The sequence below is a fragment of the Bacillus sp. N13C7 genome, assembly GCF_026790065.1.
Taxonomy (GTDB): domain Bacteria; phylum Bacillota; class Bacilli; order Bacillales; family Bacillaceae; genus Bacillus.
This window is the reverse complement of the sequence record NZ_JALAMO010000036.1, coordinates 552-923: the sequence shown is the minus strand read 5'-3', so window position 1 is coordinate 923 and position 372 is coordinate 552. Positions and strand designations below refer to the sequence as shown.

The following is a 372-nucleotide window of genomic DNA, read 5'->3' as shown; positions in this document are numbered from 1 at the left end:
CAACCGCTCCGATAAAGTAGTTTGACTGACTACGCACATCGCTGTGCGATTTATAAAAAATGAATTAACAGGTACGTTTTGTCTTGTTTAGTTTTCAAAGATCATTTCATTTGTTTGCTTTGTTAAAGCAACTTTATTAGTATACAACGTCGCTTCTTCAAAGTCAACAACTTTTTTAAAAGTTTTTGGTGGAGCCTAGCGGGATCGAACCGCTGACCTCCTGCGTGCAAAGCAGGCGCTCTCCCAGCTGAGCTAAGGCCCCATTAAAAATGGTCGGGAAGACAGGATTCGAACCTGCGACCCCATGGTCCCAAACCATGTGCTCTACCAAGCTGAGCTACTTCCCGATTTCCTATCTATTCTATTAGAATA

2 tRNA genes are annotated in these 372 nt (G+C 42.7%); both read right to left on the bottom strand.

The window, feature by feature from the left end:
- Positions 1 to 186 precede the first annotated feature (186 nt).
- Positions 187 to 262: transfer RNA gene (locus MOB98_RS20765), tRNA-Ala, on the bottom strand.
- 8 nt (positions 263 to 270) lie between these two features.
- A tRNA-Pro gene (locus tag MOB98_RS20760) sits at positions 271 to 347 on the bottom strand.
- Positions 348 to 372 lie beyond the last annotated feature (25 nt).